This window comes from Methanobrevibacter sp., from assembly GCF_017432245.1.
In the GTDB taxonomy this organism is placed as follows: domain Archaea; phylum Methanobacteriota; class Methanobacteria; order Methanobacteriales; family Methanobacteriaceae; genus Methanobrevibacter.
Genome location: NZ_JAFRJO010000101.1, coordinates 1 through 3,312, shown reverse-complemented (window position 1 = coordinate 3,312; position 3,312 = coordinate 1). Strand labels below are relative to the sequence as shown.

Here is a 3,312-nt window from a genome sequence, read left to right as displayed (position 1 = left end):
TCTGGTGAAATCAAGGTGGATGAAAATGAAATCACCAAAGCTAAATGGTTTAAAAAAGAGGAAATAGAGCAACCGCCTTCAAATATTTCCATATTTTCCAGATTACTTAAGAATTTCAAGGAAAATTACTGAAGAACCATTTTAATTCATTTTTTTGATTTCATGTAATTTCATGAAATCTAAAATTTACTTATTTTAAATTAAAATCTTAAAAAAAGAAAACTAAAAAAGATGTTTTAAAATTTTAGAGGTTGAGAGAATAACATCTTTTTTAGTTATGAGGCGTTTAATTTATTTAAACAATTTAATTAAATTAATTTAATTTAAAGAGGAACATCTTTTTTTGTAAAGTAAATATATGAAATAGCCAATCCGATTACGAAAGTAGCTAAAATCATACTATACGGAATAATCAAACTAACACCATAGTCTGCTATCTCACCAGAGGAAAGCAAATAAGGGCATGCCCAAGGGACATATGGAGCCCAGCTTTGACCATTAACCAATAAGCTCACTAAAGTTAAGCTTGCACCTCCAACCATTGCAGGAACCATATTTGTAATGAATAATGAAATGAATACAAATGGGGAAAAAGTCAGGAACAATAGGATATTTGCAAACAGTAATTCAGCAAAGCTATTTATGAATAGCTGCAATGTAAATCCGGTAAGTCCTGCTGCAAAACCAAATGCAAGAGTGGATAGGCTTGTAACTACGGTTAATATCAAGATCCAAATTAGGAACATGACATATTTGGAAATCAAGAATTTCCCTCTGGATATTGGAACAGTCAACATAGTTTTTAATGTATGTTCATTGTATTCCCTTCCAAAAAGGTAGGAAATTATTATTGAGAATAAAAGAATCGCAAACAATGCAGACATATACATATTAACTGTGGAAAACAATGCATCAAAGCTTTGTGTTTCATCAAAAGCAAATGTTGCTATAAACATTAAAATTGATGGCAATGCCGCCATAAGTATGCTCAATAAGAATATCTTTGATCTTTTTAACTTTAGAAATTCCATTTTAATAAAAGTAATCATCTAATCACCTATAAAAAATATAACAATATAAATTTCTTAAGTATTGGAAATTATTCTTGTAAAGAATTCTTCCAGGTTCTCTTCACACAAATTCACTTTTCTGACTTTGATTCCAGAACTTACAAACAAGCTATTAAACTCATCCCTTAAATCCAAATTGGAAAGCAAATGAATGGTACCGCCAATAAGCATTCCATCACTGTTTTGATTAGAATCCAAATCATCAATGTATTCGCCTAAATTCCTTCTAAAGCAGTAATCTACATTTTCCTTTAATCCTGTTTTATTCAAGAGTTCAACTGCCAAATCAATGTCTGAAACTTCAAATTCAACGAATTTGTTTAATCTATTGTGAAGCTCCTCTCGACTTATCTCATCTATTAACACGCCATTGTCCATGAATCCTATTACATCAGCAATGTTTTCTATTTCACTGAGGATATGGCTTGAAATCAAGATAGTTACACCATATTCACAAGACAGCTTTTTAAGCAAGTCTCTGATTTCCTTAATTCCAAATGGATCAAGACCATTTATAGGTTCATCAAGAATCAACAATTCAGGATTATGCATAATTGCAGCAGCTATGCCCAAACGCTGTTTCATTCCTAATGAAAAATCCTTGAATTGCTTGGATTTTTCATGGTCCAAATTAACCATCTCCAAAACCATCTTAACATTTAGAGGACTATAGTTTCCTCGAAGCCGAGAAATGATCTCTAAATTTTCATAAGCAGTCAGATTCTCATAGAATCCTGGAGTCTCTATAATTGAACCTATGTTAGAATAAACTTCCTTTGTATGACTTTTAGGGTCTTTTCCAAAGAGAAGAATCTCCCCTCCACTTGGATAAACAAGGTTTAGAAGCATACACATTGTAGTGGTTTTTCCAGCCCCATTTTTACCTAAAAGACCATAGATCTTTCCCTTTTCCACATGCATATCTATGGAATTCACAACTAAATTTTCTGAATACCTTTTGGATAAGTTAGTTGTTTCAATAACATAATCAGTCACTATATCACCTTTGAAAATAAAATAATAATAAAATAATGCTAGAATAACAATTAAAAAAATTTTTCAACATTTCTAAAATTGAAATAATAATTTTTTCTAAATTTATTTGAATATTATGTGCACAAAATAATCAAAGGAGGAAATTAGAAAATATGTAATTAATTTTTTACTTTTGTTAAAAATTATTTACTTTTGTAAAAAATACATTACATATGTAATAATTATTTTACATCATATATAAATGTTTTGGAAAAAGCAGTGCAATATGAAAAAATCTTTAAAAAAATTAAAAAAATAAACAGCACGAAAATTACAATAATAAGAAATAATTAATAATATAAAATAAATATATTATAATGTTATAATTGTTAGATATTACTTTAAGTTTTTTAAAAACTTTAAAATTTAGATTATAAAATATTAAAAAGGAATCAAAATGTCATTTCAAGAGAATAAAATGTTAATTATGCCTGCTGTAGACATTAAGAATGGAAAATGTGTGCAGTTAGTGCAAGGAGAACCTGGAACAGAGCAGGTAATCATTGAAAACCCTGAAAAAGTAGCTAAAAAATGGGAAGACATGGGTGCAGAAGTGGTCCATGTAATAGACCTCGATGGTGCACTTGAAAGCACTACAAACATTGAAACCATCAGGAAGGTACTTGATGAAGTCAGCGTTCCAATCCAACTAGGCGGAGGAATAAGAAGCATTGAATATGCAGAGGAATTGCTTAATCTTGATATTGATAGATTGATCATTGGAACCATGGGAATCAAGAATCCAGAAACAATAACCAAACTCTCTGATGAATATGGCAGTGAAAGGGTAATGATTTCCCTTGACAGCAAGGACAATAAGGTTGTCATAAAAGGTTGGCAGGAAAAGATAGACAAGTCTGCAACTGAAATAAGCAAGGAATTCCAAGATCTTGGAGCAGGAAGCATATTGTTTACAAATGTCGATGTAGAAGGCCTTCTTGGAGGGTTCTATGTAGACCCAGTTATTGACCTTGTAAACTCTGTAGACATTCCAGTTGTATACTCTGGAGGAGTGACAAGCTTAGATGACTTAAAGCAACTCCAAACAACTGGTGCAAAGGGAGTTGTAATCGGTTCAGCATTATATAAAGACAAAATAAATCTTGTGGATGCTTTAAAATTCCAAGAGATTAAATAAAAAATTAAAAAATAAAATAATATAATTTAAAAAATAAAATATTCTGACAGCTCTTATAGTAATTCACAG

General features: G+C 30.5%; 3 protein-coding genes. 1 reads left to right on the top strand and 2 read right to left on the bottom strand.

Annotated features, from left to right (window positions below):
- Nucleotides 1-323: 323 nt before the first annotated feature.
- Both IJI80_RS08070 and IJI80_RS08065 read right to left on the bottom strand, forming a co-directional pair.
- Nucleotides 324-1,049 carry an ABC transporter permease gene (locus IJI80_RS08070; protein WP_292789287.1) on the bottom strand — a complete coding sequence of 242 codons (726 nt, stop codon included), beginning with the start codon at nt 1,047-1,049 and terminating at the stop codon, nt 324-326.
- A gap of 36 nt (nt 1,050-1,085) precedes the next feature.
- Nucleotides 1,086-2,066 (bottom strand): ABC transporter ATP-binding protein, encoded by a 981-nt coding sequence (locus tag IJI80_RS08065; protein ID WP_292789283.1) that lies wholly within the window; start codon nt 2,064-2,066, stop codon nt 1,086-1,088.
- A 436-nt stretch (nt 2,067-2,502) separates the two neighbouring features.
- On the opposite strand from IJI80_RS08065, the gene hisA reads away from it, so the two are divergent.
- Entirely contained in the window at nt 2,503-3,243 is a 741-nt protein-coding gene (gene hisA / locus IJI80_RS08060) for a 1-(5-phosphoribosyl)-5-[(5-phosphoribosylamino)methylideneamino]imidazole-4-carboxamide isomerase (protein WP_292789280.1), read from the top strand.
- Nucleotides 3,244-3,312 lie beyond the last annotated feature (69 nt).